Raw genomic sequence first — 16,349 nt, 5'->3', positions numbered from 1 at the left:
CCGCCGCTGCCAGGGCCAGGGCAAGACGTGCGCGCAGGGTGGTCACGCGTCTCCTCCTCGTGGTCGTGGGAGGAGCCGATCGTACGGCTTACGCGGGCGGTCCGACGATCACGTCGGCGGGGACCTCGGCGTCGGTCCGGAGGGCCTCGAACAGGCGCAGGGCCTTCTCCTTGTCCCACGCGATGACGTCCTGGCCGTTGACGCGGCGGCTGCCGCTGAACGGGACGGTGGTGGTGAGCAGGTCGTCGGCGGACATGGCCAGCCCCAGCGACGGCAGGTGCCACACGTGGTCGCCGGAGTCGACGGTGAGCGCGTCGGGAACGGCGCCGATCAGCGGGAGGACCCGGAACGGGTTGATCAGGGTGCCGAAGCTGGAGACCTTGGCCGTGAGCGCCGAGACGAACTCGCGCTGGCGGATCACCCGGTCGAGGTCGGCGCGCGGGCCGACGCGGGTGCGGACGTAGCCCAGCGCGTTCGGGCCGTCCAGCTCCTGGCATCCCGCCTGCAGGTCGATGCCCGCCAGCGGGTCCTTGATCGGCTCGGGCAGGCACATCTCGATGCCGCCCACCGCGTCGACGACGCCCGCGAAGCCGCCGAGGCCGACCTCGGCGTAGTGGTCGAGGCGCAGGCCGGAGACCCGCTCGACGGTCTGGGCCAGCAGCGCGGGGCCACCGAAGGCGTAGGCGGCGTTGAGCTTGTTGCGGCCGTGGCCGGGGATGGGCACGTCCGAGTCGCGCAGCAGCGACACCAGGGTGGGCCGGGTGCTGTTGTCCGGGATGTGCAGCAGCATGATCGTGTCGGTGCGCCTGCCCGCGGCGTCGCCGGTGGTCAGCGCCGCCTGGTCCTCGGCGGAGAGGCCCTCGCGGCTGTCGGAGCCGACGATCAGCCAGTTCGTGCCCTCGCCCGCGGCCGGGCGGCCCTCGTAGTCCTGGAGGACCTCCGCGCGGTTGAGGCCGGTCTCCAGGTAGATGGCCATGCCCGCGAACAGGGCGACGATGACCAGCAGGACGGTGAGGGCGATCCGGCGGCCCCGGCCCCTGCGCCGCCGCGGCGGGACGGGCGGACCGCCCGCGGGCGGGCGACCGCCGGGCGGCGGACCGCCGTAGCCCTGCTGTGGGCGCCCCTGGGGCGAGCGGCCGGGGTTCCAACCGGGCTGGCGCTGCTGTGGGTGTCCGTAGCTCATCGTCGCCCGTCACTCGTGGTCGGTCGCGGGTCGTCCCCGCTCACAGAGGTAGACGCGTGTGCGCCGTCCAGGTTCCGCGCACACTACCGGGCCGGGCGGTCCCGCAAGATCACCCGGCCCGGTGGCGCCCGGCGCTCAGCGGCCGATCGAGAGCTGGCGGACGTTGAGGTAGCCGGAGCGGAAACCCGCCTCGCAGTAGGCGAGGTAGAACTCCCACATCCGCTTGAACGTGTCGTCGAAGCCCAGCGCGGAGATCCGCGGCCACTGGTCGCCGAACCGGCCCCGCCACTGGCGCAGCGTCTCGGCGTAGTCCTGGCCGAAGTCGCGGTGGGCGTGCACGCGCATCCCCGTGGTCCTGGCCAGGGCCCGGTCGATCGACTCCGGCGAGGGGATGATCCCGCCGGGGAAGACGTACTTGTGGATCCAGGTGTAGGAGTCCTTGGTGGCCAGCATCCGGTCGTCGGGCATCGTGATCGACTGCAGCCCGAACCGCCCGCCCGGCTTGAGCAGCCGGTCGACGGCGCCGAAGTACGACGGCCAGTACTTCTCCCCCACCGCCTCGATCATCTCCACGCTGACCACGGCGTCGTAGCTGCCCTGGGCCTCGCGGTAGTCGCGCAGCAGCACCTGCACGCGGTCGGCGACGCCCGCCTCGGCGATGCGCCGCTCGGCCAGCGCCCTCTGCTCGGTGGAGATGGTCAGCGAGGTGACCCGCGCGCCGCGCTGGGCGGCGCGGATGGCCAGCGCGCCCCAGCCGGTGCCGATCTCGAGCACGTGCGTGCCCGCGCCGACGCGCGCGTAGTCGAGCACGCCGTCGATCTTGCGCGACTGGCCGTCGACGAGGTCGGTCGAGCCGGGCGCGAACCAGGCCGACGAGTAGGTCATCGTCTTGTCGAGGAAGGTTTCGAACAGGTCGTTGGACAGGTCGTAGTGGCGGTGGATGTTCTCCCGCGCGCCCTCGACGGTGTTCTCCTCGGCGACGGGCTGCCTGCGGTCGACGACGCGGCGGAACGCTTGCAGCCGGGGCGGGACCAGGGTGCTCATCCTGGCCGCGAATTCGGTGAGTAGCTCGGCCGGCGAGTTGCTGGTCCAGTCCCCCACCATGTACGACTCGCCGAAGCCGATCTTGGCGTCGGCGCCGAGGCGGTGGAAGAAGGCGGTCGGGCGCTCGACGCGCATGACCGGGGAGCCCGGCCCGCCCGCGCCGAGCCGCTCACCCCCGGGGAACACGACCCGGACGTCGAGCGAGCGCACGGCGTTGGCGAACAGCGCCCGCGCGACACGGGCGCGGAAAGGGCTGACGGGGGCGGTGAACAAGCCGTCCCAGTCCCCGCGGCGGGGCTGCGCGGGGGCACTCGGCGTGTGCTTTTCCCCCCGCCGGAGCGGTGTCTCGGTCACTGGACTCCTTCTTGCGGGACGTGCCGCGGTCGCCGGACGACCGGAACGCGGCGCAGCCACAGCGCGATGCCGTGGCGACGGATGAGGGCGGTGACGCGCTGCGGCATGAGAGGACGGCGCAGGACCATCTTCAGCACCTCCACAGGCGTGGCGGGTGTCCGGTCGCCGGACAGGGTGGCCGTGAACGGTGTCGAACCGTTCTGTTCGAGGATCACTGTCAGCGACAACGTCGCGCCGGGACTGGGCAGCCGCATCAGGTAGTGCCCGTGCGACTCGAGGAATGGCGAGACGTAGAACTCCTTGGCCGCCTCGGCCCGGCCGCGCTTGTCGGTGCGCAGCAGGTAGCAGTGGCGCTCGCCGTAGGTGTTGTGCACCTCGGCGACCACGCACTCGATTTCACCGTCCGCGTCGTGCACCCAGTAGACGGAGAGCGGGTTGAAGACGTAGCCCAGGACCCGGGCGTTGGTCAGCATCAACACCCGGCCGGTCACCTGGACGCCCCGGCCCGCGAGCCAGGTGACGAGGTTGTCCTTGATGGTGCGGCCGGGGTCGCCGAGGTGGTCGCGCGCCTCGAACCTGGCGAACGGGCGCAGCGGGCGCGGCAGGTCCGGCAGGTGGTCGAGGTCGACCAGCCACTGGTACACGCGGTGGCTGAAGTCGTTGTCGACGCGGTCGCGGCGGACGTGGGTGACCACGGCGTCGTAGAGCGCGGGGACGACCGCGGACGCGTCGTGTGCGCGGCGCTCGCCCCGGGAGGTTGTCTCAGCGGTCATGCCTCACGCTTCCCAGCCGGAGCCGAGCGACTCGGCGGCGCGCACGCCGGAGGCGCAACCGTCCTCGTGGAAGCCCCAGCCGTGGTAGGCGCCCGCGTAGGCGATGCGGTCGCCGGACAGCTCCGGGAGGCGGCGCTGCGCGGCCAGCGACTCGGGGGTGTAGACGGGGTGTTCGTAAACCATCCTGCGCAGCACGGCGTCCGCGTCGACCCGCTCGGGGGCGTTGAGCGTGACGATGTAGTCCTCCGGTTCGGACAGCCCCATGAGCCGGTTCATGTGGTAGCTGACCTGCACCGCGCCGCTGTCGACCGCGCAGGTGGGCTTGAGGTAGTTCCACGAGGCCCTGGCGGCCGCGGCGCGCGGCAGGATCGAGGCGTCGGTGTGCAGCAGCGTCTCGTTGCGGGAGTACTCGAACGCGCCGAGCACCTCCTTCTCCGCGGCTGTGGCGTCGGCGAGCAGGCCGAGCGCCTGGTCGGGGTGGGTGGCCACGACGACCCGGTCGAACCGGTGCGCCTGGTCGTCGTCGTCGCGGACCTCGAAGCCGTCGGCCAGCCTGCGCAGCGCGCGGACCGGGGTGCAGACCTGGACCGCGGACAGCTCCTTGACCGCGCGCTCCACATAGGTCCGCGAGCCGCCCACGACGGTCTTCCACCGCGGCGAGCCCTTCACGGCGAGCATGCCGTGGTGCTTGAGGAACTCGAACAGGTAGCGGGCCGGGTAGCGCATGGACAGCTCGGCTCCGGAGGACCACACCGACGACACCAGCGGCACGAGGAAGTGGTCGACGAAGTAGCGGGAGTAGCCGCCGACGACGGTGAACGCGCGCAGCGTCACATCGCCGGGGTCGTCGCGCAGCACGCGCTCGGCGTGGACGTGGAACCGCTTGACCTCGGCCAACATCCGTAAGTACCGCGGGTTGGCGAGGTTCTTGCGCTGCGCGAACAGGCCATCGACGCCCCTGGCCCCCGCGTACTCCAGCCCGCAGCCCTCGCAGCGGACGCTCATCGACATCTCGGAGTCGCGGGTGGCCACGCCCAGCTCGCCGAACAGCCGCAGCAGGTTGGGGTAGGTGCGCTCGTTGTGCACGATGAACCCGCTGTCCACCCTGGCCAGTCCCCCGTCGGGGGTGGGCAGGTCGTGGGTGTGGGCGTGGCCGCCGAGGCGGTCGTCGGCCTCGAACAGCGTCACGTCGAAGCGGCGCTGGAGCAGGTACGCGGCGGTGAGCCCGGACACGCCGCTGCCGATGACGGCGACGCGGGCCCTGTCTCCGACCGACACGGTGACCTCCTAGAGCAGAACTCTGAGCCCTTCCGGCGAGGGCGCTTTCATGGCGTTCGTAACCGCGGGGTCCATCGGTTGGGTCTCGAGGACGCCGAGCACGAAACCGGTGACCAGCCGGGTCCAGACCGCTGCCCTGCGCAGCATGGCGTGGCGCTCGCCGACCACCTCGAAGCGCGCCACCCGGTCGGTGGCGGCCTTGGCCCGCCGCGCGAGCCGGTGGGACAGGCGGGGGTCGGTCATCCGGTCGAGGTCGCCGTGGGCGATGAGCACCGCACGGCCCGCGAGCTGTTCGACCGGCTCGCCCTCTTCGCACCACGGCGCCAGCCCGACGACGGCGACGACGCCGCGGTCCCCGCCGACCCGCAGCGCGACCCGGCCCCCCATCGAGTGGCCCACCAGGACCACGGGCACGTCGCCGTGCTGCTCGCGGATGCGGGCCAGCGCCCACCGCGCGTCCTGGACGGGGTCCAGGTCAGGGGCGTTCCAGCCGCGGTAGCGGTTCCGCAGCAGCCAGACGGAGATCCCGTGCCCGCGGCCGTGCGCGGCGATGTCCCTGGCGAAGGGGACCATCCGCAGGTAGGCGAGCTGGTACCGGTTGACCTGGGCGCGGCTGCTCTCGCGGCCGCCGTGCATGACCAGCACGACCGCGCGCACGTCCTGCCCGGACGGCGGCGCGAACACCCTGGTCCGGGGGTGTGGGGCGGAGTTCACACCCTCATCTTCGTCGCCGCCCCCGCCCCGGCCTGCCGGACCGGGCGCGACCCAGGTCACAGGAGTTGTCAGGGGGTCCGGATAGCCTGGCCGGGTGACCGACCACGGCCAGATCCCCACCCCGGCGGGCCCGTTCGACATGATCAGCGCGGGCGACCCGGGCAGCCCGCCCGTCCTGCTGCTGCACGGGTTCCCGCAGTCCGCCATGGAGTGGGAGCACCAGGTGGCCGTGCTCGGCCACGCCGGGCGGCACGCGGTGGCCTACGACCAGCGCGGCTACTCCCCCGGTGTCCGCCCGGACGACGTCCTGGACTACCGGATGGAGGAACTGGTCGGCGACGTGCTCGCCGTGACCGACGCCCTGGGCTGGTCGGAGTTCGACCTGGTGGGCCACGACTGGGGCGCGGCCGTGGCGTGGAACGTGGCGGCGTCCTTCCCGGAGCGCGTGCGCACGCTGACCGCGCTGTCGGTGCCGCACCCCGGCGCGCTGGGCGCGGCCATCCGCGAGGACGAGGACCAACACCTGCGCTCGCGGTACATGCAGGCCTTCCAGGACCGCTCCGTGGAGAAGCGCATGCTCGCCGACGGCGCCGAGGCGCTGCGCCGCGTCTTCGAGTGGCGCATCCCGGAGTCCTCGGTCGACGAGTACGTCTCCCGCATGCGGGAGCCGGGCGCGCTGACCGCCGCCCTGAACTGGTACCGCGCCATGCGCCACAACCCCGTGCCGGACGTCGTGCCGGTCCCCACCCTGTTCGCCTGGGGCACCGAGGACGCCGCGGTCGGCTCGACGGCGGCCCTGGGCTGCGAGAAGTGGGTGACCGGCCCGTACCGCCTCGAGATGGTCCAGGACGTGTCCCACTGGCTGCCGGAGGAGGCGCCGGACCTGGTGACCGGCCTGATCCTCGACCACACCCGCTAGCGGTGCCCGTCGTCGGGGTGGTGCTGGCCGCCGGGGGTGGGCGGCGCTTCGGCGCGCCCAAGGCCCTGGTGCGGTTCGCGGGCAGGACGCTGGTGGACTTGGCGGTGGCGGCGGTGTCCGGCTGCGACGCGGTCGTCGTGGTGGTGGGGGCGGCGGGGGACGAGGTGCGGGACGCGGTGGCGGGGCGGTGCTCGGTGGTGGGGAACCCGGAGTGGGAGACGGGGATGGGGTCGTCGTTGCGGGCGGGGTTGGCGGCGGCGGAGTCGATCGGGGCTGGGGACGCGGTGGTGGTGGCGACTGTGGACACGCCGGGGGTGACCAGGGCGGCGGTGGAGCGGGTGGCGGCGCTGGCCGGGCCCGACGCGTTGGCCAGGGCGGTCTACGAGGGGACGCCGGGACACCCGGTGCTGCTGGGGCGGTCGCACTGGGGTGGGGTGGCCGCCTCGGCGCGGGGGGATGCCGGGGCGCGGGCGTACCTGCGGGGGCGGGACGTGGTCGCGGTGGAGTGCGCGGACGTGGCCGTCGGGTCCGATGTGGACACACCGGAGGACTTGGCGGCACTGGTGGAACGACTCGGAGGGCAACGCTGATGAGTGGATCGGTGCGCGGACGGCTCGCTGGCGGCGTCTACGGGGACCTGGTGCTCGCGCACCTGGCCGAGGTGGGCGCGCGCAACGCGGAAGCGCTGGCGCAGGTCGCGGGGATGATGCTGGCGGGCATCCGGGCGGGCGGCCTGATGCTGACCGCCGGGGCCGGGCACTCGCTCGCCGCCGTGGCGGAGACGTTCTTCCGCGCGGGCGGCCTGGCCTGCGTCCGCCCCCTGCACACCGACCGCCTGCAGGTCTTCGGCGGCGCCCGGCGCGCCACCGCCGCCGAGCGCGAGCCGGGCGTCGCGGCCGCGGTCTTCGGCGAGGTCTCCCTGTCCGGCAACGACATCCTGTTCGTCTTCTCCACCTCGGGCATCAACCACTACCCGGTCGAACTGGCGGTCACCGCCCGGGCCGCGGGCGTGCCGGTGGTCGCCGTCACCTCCCGCGCCACCTCCGCCGCCGCGACGCCCCGGGCGGGCACGCGCCTCTACGAGCACGCCACCGTCGTCCTCGACACCCGCACCGGCCCCGGCGACGTCGCCTACCCGCCCGCCGCCCCCGCCACCGCCTCGCTGTCCACCCTGAGCAACGCCTACCTGTGGAACCAACTCCTGGCCCACCTGCACGACCTGGCCGAGGCCGAAGGCGTCACCCTCCCCCGCTGGCAGAGCTCCAACACCGAGGGCGGCGACGAGGCCAACGCCCAGTACCTCGACGTCTACGGCCCCCGGGTCCCCCACCTGGGCGCCTGACCCGCCGCGCGGGCGTGCCGAGCGGGGGAGGTCCCGACGGCGCTGGTGAACTCGCGGACCAGGTGCGCCTGGTCGCTGTACCCCAGTTCGGCGGCCAGCGCGGACCAGTCGACGTCCTCGCCCGCTTCCGCGCGCGCCGCCGCCTCGTGCGCCCGGTGCCGCCGGATCACCCACTTCGGACCCACACCGACGTAGTCGCGGAACAGCCGCTGCACCGTGCGCGCGGTGGTGCCGAACCCGGCGGCCAGCCGGTCGACCCTGGTCAGCGCGAGGTCCGTGCGGATCCGGTCGCACATCGCCCGGACCAGGTCGACGGTCGGGTCGGGCGCGGGCAGCAACGGCAGCAGCACCGCCTCGGCGGCGCGCGCCCGAGCCACCGGGCCGGCGTGGGTCAGGACGTCGCCGCCACCGTCGAACGGCACCACCCGGTCGGTCAGCGTGGACACCGCCGCTCCCCACCACGGCCGGTAGCCGCCGGGGTGGAACCGCACGCCGAGCACCCGGCCCCGCCCGTGGATGGTCCGGGCGAACCTCCCGCGCATCACCCCGGTCACGTGCGCCCCGGTTGCCTCGAACACCGGGAGCACGTTCGGGTGCGGCACCACCTCCTGCTCGAATGGTTCGTCGAGGTCCCAGGTCAGCGCCCAGTGGTGCTCGACGAACGGGGCGAAAGCGGGACTGGGCGCGATGGTGCGCAGCTCGAACTTGGTCGCCGCGGCGCACCCCCGGAGCACACCGCGCGTGCGGGCCACGGGACGACCGTAGCTGTCGCGTTTGTTCAAGACCCGCCCGTTCCCCGCCGGCTAACCTCCCGGCCATGGACATGCCGAAGCTGATGGCCGCCGCGGCGGAGGGCTGCCTCGCCGTGGCCGAGCAGGTCACCCCCGCCCACCTCGACCACCCGACACCGTGTGCGGGCTGGACAGTCCGCGACTTGGTCAACCACCTGGCGCACTGGACGTCGGTGGTCTCCGAGCGCACCGCCCGCAAGCTGCCCCGCCCCGAGGACGAACTCGAGCGCGACTACGTCGACACCGAGCCGTGGCCGGACTTCTACCGCGATCACCTGCGCGCCTCGGTCCAGGCCTGGCAGCAACCCGGGGCGCTGGACGGTTCGGCGGTCATGCTGACCTCGGCGCTGCCGACCGCCCAGATCGCGCTCATGCTGTTCGCCGACCTGGTCACCCACGGCTGGGACCTGGCCACCGCCCTCGGCGTCGAGTACGAGGTGGACCCCGAGGTCGCCGCCGCCGCGCTGACCGGGATCGCGGGGATGGCGGAGAGGGGCAGGCAGCACGGGGCCTTCGGCGCGGAACTCCCACCCCGAGCCGACGCGTCGCCGTTGGACCGCGCCCTGGCCCTCAGCGGCCGCGACCCGCACTGGCGCCCGGCTCGACGCGCCAACGCCTGAGCGCCTGTTCCTGACCTCGTCGTGTGAGTCGGCGGGTGAGAACGCGGATCGAACGGCGCGGACGGTCTCGGCCGCGCGCAGGGATTGGGAGTCGATCACCGCCGCCGAGGGCGCCGCCGGGCGGCGGACACGGTCGTTGACCGCGCCCATCACCCGCGTGACCGCCCCGGTCCTGGCCCAGGCCTGGAACCGCTTGAACACCGTTGCCCAGGGCGGGAAGTCCGCCGGGAGCGCGCGCCACTTGATGGGCGTTGTCGGTGACGTAGAAGATCGCGTCCACGATCTGGCGGCGGCAGTGCTTCTCCCACCGGCCGCCACGGCCCTGAGTGCACCCCGGGTCGGGTAGCAGCGGGTCGATCAACGCCCACTGCGCTTCGGTGGTGTCGCTCGGATAGCGGCGCGCTCGACCGTGCGCGCCAGAATCCCCAGCGTCGCCCGCAATCCCGCCTCCGGGATGATGGGGAATCCCACTCGCCCCCGGTACCGCTCGTGGATGCGACTCCAGTCGTAGTACGACGTCACGACCGTCCCCGGCCCCGACGGCGCCAACCGGTAGCCGTACAGGTGCTCGATCGGCGGTTGGATGGTCCCGTCGATCGTCCACTCGATCTCGGTGTCCTGGGTGAACCGCGTGATGACCACGGTCACGTCGTACTTGCCCATCGGCAGGTCGTTGAGCGACTCCCGGTCCATGTGCACCAGGAACCGGGACCCGACCCCCGTCACCGCCTCCCCCTCGGCCGACTGCAACATCCCGGAACTGTCGATCGCCACGTGCCCCCGCGGATCGCACAGCACCTCGAACACCGCCGCGGGCGATGCCGCGATCTGCCTGGACACCTCGAACCGCTCCACAGCCATGTCACCACTCTAGGTGCGGGCGCCCGCCCCCGAGTCGGCGATCGTCCGGGCGGGCACCCCGGTTTGGCCGTCAGGCGGCGGTGGGGTTGGCGAATTGGGTGCGGTAGAGGGTGGCGTAGCGGGTGCCTTCCGCCAGGAGGGACTCGTGGGTGCCTTGTTCGATGACGCGGCCGTCTTCGACCACCAGGATCTTGGTGGCGGCTCGGATCGTGCTCAGGCGGTGGGCGATGACGAGGGCGGTGCGGTCTTTGAGGACCTCGGTCAGGGCGGCTTGGACGATGGTCTCGGATTCGGCGTCCAGGTGGGCGGTGGCTTCGTCGAGGATGAGCAGGCTGGGTTGGGCGAGCAGGAGCCGGGCGATGGTGAGGCGTTGGCGTTCGCCACCGGAGAGGCGGTAGCCGCGGTCGCCCACGACGGTGTCCAGGCCCTGGGGGAGGGAGGCGATGAGGGGGCTCAGGCGGGCGGCGGCCAGGGCGGCGTGGAGGTCTGCTTCGGTGGCGGTGGGTTTGGCGTAGAGCAGGTTGTCCCGGATGCTGTCGTGGAACAGGTGGCTGTCTTGGGAGACCACGCCGACGGTGGCGCGGAGGGTGTCGAACGAGAGGTCCCTCACGTCCACTCCGGACAATCGGATGGCGCCCGAGTCGACGTCGTGGAGGCGGGGCACGAGGGCGGCGATGGTGGACTTGCCCGCGCCGGAGGAGCCGACCAGGGCCACCAGTTCGCCGGGCTCGGCGCGGAAGCTGATGCCGTGCAGGACCTCGTGGGGGTCTCGGCGCTCCAGCACGGCCACCTCCTCCAGCGAGGCCAGGGACACCTGGTCCGCCGACGGATAGGTGAACCGGACGTCGGAGAACTCCAGGGACACCGGGCCGGGCGGCAGCGGCAGCGGGTCGCGGCGCTCGACGATGGCGGGCTCGAGGTCGAGGACCTCGAAGACGCGCTCGAACGACACCATCGCCGTCATCACGTCGACCCGCACGTTCGCCAGCGCGGTCAACGGCGAGTAGAGCCGGGTCAGCAGCAGCGCCAGCGACACCACGGTCCCCGGGGCCAACTGCCCGGTGAGCGCGAGGTAGCCGCCCAGGCCGTAGACGAGCGCCTGCGCCAGCGCGGACACCAGTTGCAGCGCCGTCATGAACCACCGGGTGGCCATGGCCGTGCGGATGCCGATGTCGCGCACCCGGCTCGCGCGGTCGCCGAACTCCGCCGCCTCGGCCACCGGGCGGCCGAACAGCTTGACCAGGGTCGCGCCCGGCGCGGAGAACCGCTCGGTCATCTGCGTGGTCATCGCCGCGTTCAGCGTGGACGCCTCGCGCTGCAGGTCGGCGACGCGGCGGCCCACGCGGCGCGCGGGCAGGACGAACACCGGCAGCAGCACCAGCGCCAGCGCGGTCACCTGCCAGGACAGCGTCATCATCACGGCCAGCGACAGCACCAACTGGATCACGTTGGTGACCAGGCCGGAGAGCGTGCTGGTGAACGCCCGCTGCGCCCCCAGCACGTCGTTGTTCAGCCGGGAGACCAGCGCGCCGGTGCGGGTGCGGGTGAAGAACGCGACCGGCATCCGCTGCACGTGCTCGAAGACCGCCCGCCGCAGGTCGTGGATCAGCCCCTCGCCGATGCGGCTGGACTGCCACCGCCCGGCCAGGCCGAGCCCGGCGTCGACCACCGCCAGCCCGGCGATCGCCACCGCCAGCCACACCACGACCGAGACCGCCGACCCGCGCACGACCTCGTCGACCACCCGGCCCGCGAGCAGCGGCGAGCTGACCGCCAGCACGGCCGAGAGCACGGTGAGACCGAGGAACAGCGCCAGCCTGGCCCAGTGCGGCCTGCTGAACGCGAACACCCGGCGCACCGTGCCCGCACGCAGGCCCTTGGGCGCGTCGGCGGCGCGCACCGCCCCTGCCATCAGCCTGCGTGGCCCGTCCATTTCCCCTCCTCGTCCGGTCGACCCGGAACAACCTCCCACATCGCGACGATCGGTGCGGCCATCCGTCCACAGGCCCCCGAACGGGGGTGGGTAGCCTGGCGCCGGACTTGGGAGGAACCGGCATGGCATGGGTGTCGCGGCTGCGCCGCATCCCCCCGGTCCGACGCGACGTCGCCTGCTACGTGGTCTTCGCCGCGTTCGCGCTGGGGACCGCGCTCGGGTCGGAGTTCTACGGCTACCGCGTGTGGGGCAACTTCGCGACGGCCGGGTACGCGGCGGCGGCGCTGGCCGCGCTGGCGATCGCCGTCACCGGCCGGGGCTCGCGCTGGGTCCCCGTAACGCTGGCGTGGGTGTCCTCGACGCTCGTGCCGGTCGGGGTGCTGGCGGTCGTGCGGTCACCGGGGTTCACGTGGGGGCCGTGGCCGTGGTCGTTCCCGGCGCAGCCCGAGGTCTGGGTGATCGAGCGGTCCGCCCGCGCGCTGCTGGCCGAGGGGTCGCCGTACCTGGACCTGGACACGTTGGGCCGGGCGCCGCACCCCGACGACTACACGCCCTACGGGCCGTCGATGACCCTGTTCGGCTTCCCCCGGGCGCTGTTCGGCGACCACCCGCTGACCGATTCCCGGGTGGCGTTCCTCGTCGTGTCGGTGGCCGCGCTCGCCGTCGCGTGGCGGGTGCTCGGCAGGCCGCGCGTCCCGGTCGGCGCGGCCATCCTGGTGGCCGCGGGCCCGCCGACGGCGTTGACGCTGTCGGTCGCCGGGGACGATGTCGCGGTGGTGGCGCTGGTGGTCCTGGCGGCGGCGCTGGCCTACCGCGCGGCGCCGACGTGGGCGGGGCTGCTGTGCGCGGTGCTGGTGACGATGAAGCTGACCGCGGTCCCGGTCGCCGCCGTGCTCGCGTTCGGCGTCGCCGCGCGGCTGGGCAAGCGCGGCCTGGCCGTGTTCCTGGGTTCCCTGGCGCTCGGGGCCTGCGCGATCTCGGTCCCGGTGCTGGTGGTCGACCCGCGCTCCTTCGTCGAACACGTGATCAACTTCCCAATCGGGTTGGGACGCGCGGGCTCGCCCGCGTCCAGCCCGCTGCCCGGCCACCTGATCGCGGGCCTGGGGCCGATCGGGCACACCGTCGCCTTGGTGGTGCTGCTCACCGCCGCGGGCGCGGTCACCGCGTGGCTGCTGGTGCGCCCGCCGCGCACGGCGGCGGACGCCCTGGTGCGCGCCGCGACCGGGCTCGGTGCGGCGATCCTGTTAGCCCCCGCCACCCGGTGGGGCTATCTGGTCTACCCCGTGATGCTGCTCGGCGCGGCGCTCGCCTTCGCCGCCGCCGAACGGCGCGCCGCCCGCGCCGAGCTACCGGGGAACACCGGGCGGCTACCGGGGAGCACCGAGCGGCCGGGCGCGGTGCCCAGTCCGCCGCGGCCGTCGGGCTGGTCCGACCAGCCGAAGCGCCCGGCTCGCGCCGTGGGCGCCCCTCGCTGAATCGAGCCACGCAGCGCCGACGGGCGCGGCAGCGGTCACGCCTTCTTCTTGGCCCTGGTCGCCCCGCCGCGACCGCGCAGGGTCACGCCGGACTCCGACAGGACTCTGTGGACGAATCCATAGGAGCGGCCCGTGCTCTCCGCCAGAGCACGGATGCTGGAGCCCTTCTCGTACTTCTTCTTCAGATCGGTGGCGAGTTTGTCGCGCGTGGCACCGGTGATCCGCGCGCCTTTCTTCAGGTCAGCCACGTTGTCCGCCTTCCATCGCTGGTGGTGGGGCACGGAAGACCCCTACCGCCGCAATGATCGAACACCGACCGCAGGAATGCCAGACGAGATGGCGATGAATCAGCGAATAGAGGTGTCACACCGGATGCAGGAATGGGGACGCTGTGTGACACCGCCGAACAAGATCCCTGCAAAACGGCTAGTTTTCAGGCGAGCTGGACCAGTTCCAGGTAGTCGGCGGACCAGTGGTCCTCCGTGCCGTCTGGGAGAAGGATCACCCGCTCGGGTTCCAACGCCTCGACCGCGCCGGGGTCGTGGGTGACCAGGACGACCGCCCCCTCGTAGCGGCGCAGGGCGTCGAGCACCTGCTCGCGGCTGGCCGGGTCGAGGTTGTTGGTCGGCTCGTCGAGCAGCAGCACGTTGGCCGCGCTGGAGACCAGGCCCGCGAGCGCCAGCCGGGTCTTCTCACCGCCGGACAGCGTGCCCGCGGGCTGGTCGAGCTGCTCGCCGGTGAACAGGAACATGCCCAGCAGCGAGCGCAACTGCTGATCGGGGGTGTCCGGCGCCGCGCGGCGCACATTGCTCCACACGCTCGCGTTGTGGTCGAGCGTTTCATGCTCCTGCGCGTAGTAGCCCAGGCGCAGACCGTGTCCGGGCACCACTCCGCCGGAGTCGGAGACCTCCATGCCGCCGAGCAGCCGAAGCAGCGTGGTCTTCCCGGCTCCGTTGAGGCCGAGGATGACCACCCGCGAGCCCTTGTCGATGGCCAGGTCCACGCCGGTGAAGATCTCCAGCGAGCCGTAGCTCTTGCTCAGGTCCTCGGCGGTGAGCGGGGTCTTGCCGCAGGGGGCCGGGTCCGGGAAGCGGATCTTGGCGACCTTGTCGGCCTGGCGCACCTCGTCCAGTCCGGACACCAGCTTCTCGGCGCGCTTGATCATGTTCTGCGCGGCGACCGCCTTGGTGGCCTTGGCCCGCATCTTGTCCGCCTGTGCCATCAGCGCGCCCGCCTTCTTCTCGGCGTTCGCGCGCTCGCGACGGCGGCGCTTCTCGTCGGCGGCGCGGGCCTCGAGGTACTTCTTCCAGCCCATGTTGTAGAGGTCGACCTCGCCGCGGGTGGCGTCGAGGAACCAGACCTTGTTCACCACGTCGGCCAGCAGGTCGACGTCGTGGCTGATCACGATGAGCCCGCCGTTGTGCCCGCGCAGGAAGCCGCGCAGCCAGTTGATCGAGTCGGCGTCGAGGTGGTTGGTCGGCTCGTCGAGCAGCAGGATGGTGCCGGAGCCGCCACCCGCGCCCGCCTCCGAGGCGGCGAACAGGATGCGGGCCAGTTCGACCCGGCGGCGCTGGCCGCCGGAGAGGGTGCGCAGCTCCTGGGCCAGGACGCGGTCGGCCAGGCCGAGGTTGGAGCAGATGCGCGCGGCCTCGCTCTCGGCCGCGTAGCCGCCCAGGGCGGCGAAGCGCTCCTCGAGCCTGCCGTAGCGGGCGACGGCCTTGTCGCGCACCGACTCGTCGACGTGCTCGGCCATGGCCGACTGGGACTTCTCCATCTCGCGCAGCAGTTCGTCGAGGCCGCGGGCGGAGAGCACGCGGTCCTTGGCCGTGACGCCCAGGTCGCCCTCGCGGGGGTCCTGCGGCAGGTAGCCCAGTTCGCCGGTGCGGCGCAGGTCCCCCGCGTAGGGCTCGCCCTCGCCCGCGAGCACGCGCAGGGTGGTGGTCTTGCCCGCGCCGTTGCGGCCGACCAGGCCGATGCGGTCGCCCGCCTGCACCCGCAGGGAGGCGTCGGCGAGCAGGACGCGCGAGCCCGCGCGCAGTTCCAGGTCAGTGGCGGTGATCAAGAGAAGACTCCGAGTCGTGGAGGACTGACGAGGGCAGGGGTCGTCCGCCCGCGGGCCGCGGCACGCGGGCTCGCCTGCGCCTCAATCCATGCGAACCACGCCGCCCAGTGTACGGGGCGGGCGCCACCGCGTTGCGGGCACTAGGAACTAAGCGTGCGCTTAGCTAGGCTGCCGGTATGACTGACGCCGAGTTCAGCGGCAAGACCGCTCTCGTCACCGGGTCCAGCCGCGGCATCGGCCTGGCCGTGGCCACCGAGCTGGCCAGGGGCGGGGCCGCGGTGACCATCTCCGCCCGCAAGCAGGACGCCCTCGACGCCGCCGCCGAGGCCATCCGGGCCGACGTGCCCGGGGCGCGGGTGCTGGCCGTCGCGGGCAACACCGGCCGCGACGAGGACCGCGCGGTGGTCGTGGAGCGGACGGTGGCCGAGTTCGGCTCGCTGGACGTGCTGGTGAACAACACCGGCATCAACCCCGTCTACGGCGACCTGATGACCGCCGACCTGGACGCGGTGCGTAAGCTCTTCGACACGAACGTGGTGGCCGCGCTGGGCTTCGTCCAACTGGCGCACGCGGCGTGGATGGGCGAGCACGGCGGGTCGGTGGTCAACATCGCCTCGACGGCGGGCCTGCGCTCCACCGGTGTGATCGCCGCCTACGGGGCGAGCAAGGCGGCGCTGATCCGGCTGACCGAGGAGCTGGCCTGGCAGCTCGGACCCGGCATCCGGGTCAACGCGGTGGCGCCCGCGGTGGTCAAGACGAAGTTCGCCGAGGCGCTGTACTCGGCGGGCGAGGAGGCGGTGTCGGCGGCGTACCCGATGAAGCGGCTCGGCGCGCCGGAGGACATCGCCCGGCTGGTGGCGTTCCTGGCCTCGGACCGCTCGGCGTGGACCACCGGCGAGACCGTGCGCATCGACGGCGGCCTGCTGGCCACCGGGACACTGGGCTAGCCAGCCCTGCTGGGCGGCATCGACGGCGGGGCGCCGCCGCCTGACGCGGCAGG

At 73.0% G+C, this 16,349-nt stretch carries 16 protein-coding genes and 1 pseudogene; 6 read left to right on the top strand and 11 right to left on the bottom strand.

The features are described from left to right. Positions 1–88 precede the first annotated feature (88 nt). The 5 genes from GCL84_RS17335 to GCL84_RS17315 all read right to left on the bottom strand — a co-directional run bounded on the left by GCL84_RS17335 (position 89) and on the right by GCL84_RS17315 (position 5,346). Complete coding sequence (locus GCL84_RS17335; protein ID WP_156756513.1) at positions 89–1,183, bottom strand: LCP family protein; 1,095 nt, start codon at positions 1,181–1,183, stop codon at positions 89–91. A gap of 135 nt (positions 1,184–1,318) precedes the next feature. Then, positions 1,319–2,581 (bottom strand): SAM-dependent methyltransferase, encoded by a 1,263-nt coding sequence (locus GCL84_RS17330; RefSeq protein WP_156756512.1) that lies wholly within the window; start codon positions 2,579–2,581, stop codon positions 1,319–1,321. Further along, a complete protein-coding gene (locus GCL84_RS17325; RefSeq protein ID WP_156756511.1) occupies positions 2,578–3,354 on the bottom strand; it encodes a DUF1365 domain-containing protein in 777 nt (258 codons plus the stop codon). Before GCL84_RS17325 ends, GCL84_RS17330 begins: the two co-directional genes overlap by 4 nt. 3 nt (positions 3,355–3,357) lie before the next feature. Continuing rightward, entirely contained in the window at positions 3,358–4,632 is a 1,275-nt protein-coding gene (locus tag GCL84_RS17320; RefSeq protein ID WP_156756510.1) for an NAD(P)/FAD-dependent oxidoreductase, read from the bottom strand. A 9-nt stretch (positions 4,633–4,641) separates the two neighbouring features. Further along, positions 4,642–5,346: an alpha/beta hydrolase gene (locus GCL84_RS17315; protein WP_235926351.1), complete on the bottom strand. Its 705-nt coding sequence runs from the start codon at positions 5,344–5,346 to the stop codon at positions 4,642–4,644. 94 nt (positions 5,347–5,440) lie between these two features. Here GCL84_RS17315 and GCL84_RS17310 point away from each other — a divergent pair, with 94 nt between their 5' ends. The 3 genes from GCL84_RS17310 to GCL84_RS17300 are packed head-to-tail and all read left to right on the top strand — an operon-like array spanning position 5,441 to position 7,607. Then, entirely contained in the window at positions 5,441–6,265 is an 825-nt protein-coding gene (locus GCL84_RS17310; RefSeq protein ID WP_235926350.1) for an alpha/beta fold hydrolase, read from the top strand. 2 nt (positions 6,266–6,267) lie between these two features. Further along, positions 6,268–6,855, top strand: coding sequence for a nucleotidyltransferase family protein (locus tag GCL84_RS17305; protein WP_197523316.1), 588 nt, complete (start codon positions 6,268–6,270; stop codon positions 6,853–6,855). 11 nt (positions 6,856–6,866) lie between these two features. Beyond that, positions 6,867–7,607, top strand: a complete 741-nt coding sequence (locus GCL84_RS17300) for a sugar isomerase domain-containing protein (RefSeq protein WP_235926348.1) — start codon at positions 6,867–6,869, stop codon at positions 7,605–7,607. Here the strand turns inward: GCL84_RS17300 and GCL84_RS17295 are convergent. Then, positions 7,574–8,359, bottom strand: a complete 786-nt coding sequence (locus GCL84_RS17295) for a helix-turn-helix domain-containing protein (RefSeq protein WP_156756507.1) — start codon at positions 8,357–8,359, stop codon at positions 7,574–7,576. The genes GCL84_RS17300 and GCL84_RS17295 overlap by 34 nt on opposite strands. Positions 8,360–8,424: 65 nt before the next feature. Between GCL84_RS17295 and GCL84_RS17290 the strand changes: the two genes are divergently transcribed. After that, the gene (locus GCL84_RS17290; protein ID WP_156756506.1) at positions 8,425–9,018 is read left to right on the top strand and encodes a TIGR03086 family metal-binding protein; all 594 of its coding nucleotides are present in this window, start codon (positions 8,425–8,427) and stop codon (positions 9,016–9,018) included. 195 nt (positions 9,019–9,213) lie between these two features. Here GCL84_RS17290 and GCL84_RS31000 read toward each other — a convergent pair. From GCL84_RS31000 to GCL84_RS17275, 3 genes and pseudogenes are all read right to left on the bottom strand, one after another. Then, a pseudogene (locus GCL84_RS31000) lies at positions 9,214–9,460 on the bottom strand (transposase); the annotation flags it as partial. After that, the gene (locus GCL84_RS17280; RefSeq protein ID WP_156756504.1) at positions 9,376–9,879 is read right to left on the bottom strand and encodes an SRPBCC family protein; all 504 of its coding nucleotides are present in this window, start codon (positions 9,877–9,879) and stop codon (positions 9,376–9,378) included. The gene GCL84_RS17280 and the pseudogene GCL84_RS31000, both read right to left, overlap by 85 nt. A 70-nt stretch (positions 9,880–9,949) precedes the next feature. After that, a complete protein-coding gene (locus GCL84_RS17275) occupies positions 9,950–11,812 on the bottom strand; it encodes an ABC transporter ATP-binding protein (RefSeq protein ID WP_235926346.1) in 1,863 nt (620 codons plus the stop codon). 122 nt (positions 11,813–11,934) lie between these two features. Between GCL84_RS17275 and GCL84_RS17270 the strand changes: the two genes are divergently transcribed. Further along, positions 11,935–13,287 carry a glycosyltransferase 87 family protein gene (locus tag GCL84_RS17270; protein WP_156756503.1) on the top strand — a complete coding sequence of 451 codons (1,353 nt, stop codon included), beginning with the start codon at positions 11,935–11,937 and terminating at the stop codon, positions 13,285–13,287. A gap of 35 nt (positions 13,288–13,322) precedes the next feature. On the opposite strand, the gene GCL84_RS17265 is transcribed toward GCL84_RS17270, so the two are convergent. Then, positions 13,323–13,535: a helix-turn-helix domain-containing protein gene (locus GCL84_RS17265; protein WP_156756502.1), complete on the bottom strand. Its 213-nt coding sequence runs from the start codon at positions 13,533–13,535 to the stop codon at positions 13,323–13,325. Positions 13,536–13,720: 185 nt separating this feature from the next. Continuing rightward, the gene (locus GCL84_RS17260; protein WP_156756501.1) at positions 13,721–15,349 is read right to left on the bottom strand and encodes an ABC-F family ATP-binding cassette domain-containing protein; all 1,629 of its coding nucleotides are present in this window, start codon (positions 15,347–15,349) and stop codon (positions 13,721–13,723) included. 176 nt (positions 15,350–15,525) lie between these two features. On the opposite strand from GCL84_RS17260, the gene GCL84_RS17255 reads away from it, so the two are divergent. Continuing rightward, positions 15,526–16,296 carry an SDR family oxidoreductase gene (locus GCL84_RS17255; RefSeq protein WP_156756500.1) on the top strand — a complete coding sequence of 257 codons (771 nt, stop codon included), beginning with the start codon at positions 15,526–15,528 and terminating at the stop codon, positions 16,294–16,296. Positions 16,297–16,349 lie beyond the last annotated feature (53 nt).

Source organism: Actinokineospora pegani, assembly GCF_009745975.1.
GTDB lineage: Bacteria > Actinomycetota > Actinomycetes > Mycobacteriales > Pseudonocardiaceae > Actinokineospora > Actinokineospora pegani.
Note: the sequence above shows the minus strand (reverse complement) of the source record. Positions and strands in the feature narration are given on the sequence as shown.